Origin of the sequence: Synechococcus sp. H55.11 (genome assembly GCF_047462475.1) — a bacterium.
GTDB lineage: Bacteria > Cyanobacteriota > Cyanobacteriia > Thermostichales > Thermostichaceae > Thermostichus.
Genome location: NZ_JANSJI010000309.1, coordinates 1 through 659, shown reverse-complemented (window position 1 = coordinate 659; position 659 = coordinate 1). Strand labels below are relative to the sequence as shown.

Here is a 659-nt window from a genome sequence, read left to right as displayed (position 1 = left end):
AGGGGCTTGAGCACGGCGCCGAGATAGAAAACAGAGCAAATCTTCACCCATTGTGACACGAGGCGATCCTATCCCCTTGGCTTGTCCTAAAGATCACTCCTTGCCCGGCTTTTGCCCAAGCTGCAAATCGGCGGGGGTATTGCAATTGGTGAGCATCGTTTGAGTCTGGCCCAGCAGGCGGGGAAACATTTTCTCGCCAGAGGTGCCAGGCGGGATCCGCCATCGGTGCATAGCGCTTCGGCCAGGGGGGGAGAATGTAAACTGCGTTGGCATAGGCTGCTGCCACCTGGGCCACCCGTCGCAAGAGGGGGATCCCATCCCCAAAGCCTTGTCGGATCCCATGCGGCGGCTGTTGCCCCCGGCCAAAATCAGGACAGCAACTGCAGGTAGGGGAGCTCCAAGGCATTTTGGGCGAGGTTGTGGCTCCTTGGTCACCCAACTCTTCCGCTCCCGTTGGTTAAAAACTCAGGTGTTGTTGTAGCCAACCTGCAGAAGGGTTTTGACATACTCCCTACTCTAAAGAACGAGGGTTCTTGTTAGATTACTGGCCGGGACAGGATTGCTTGTTCTCAGTTACAAGGGCAAGAGCCTAGCATAGAGATCTAGCCCCCCTCACTGTTGCGTTGCCGCTATGTCTGAGCCTTCTGGCCGTCTGGTTT

Annotated in this window: 1 protein-coding gene; it reads right to left on the bottom strand. The window is 56.4% G+C overall.

The annotated features are described in order from the left end of the window. Positions 1-93: 93 nt before the first annotated feature. Complete coding sequence (locus tag NW853_RS12265) at positions 94-231, bottom strand: hypothetical protein (protein WP_414336269.1); 138 nt, start codon at positions 229-231, stop codon at positions 94-96. Between the last annotated feature and the right edge of the window lie 428 nt (positions 232-659).

What these genes read in the sequence shown, in the direction of transcription:
- NW853_RS12265 (WP_414336269.1), bottom strand. Translation starts at nt 231, where the DNA reads ATGCACCGATGGCGGATCCCGCCTGGCACCTCTGGCGAGAAAATGTTT.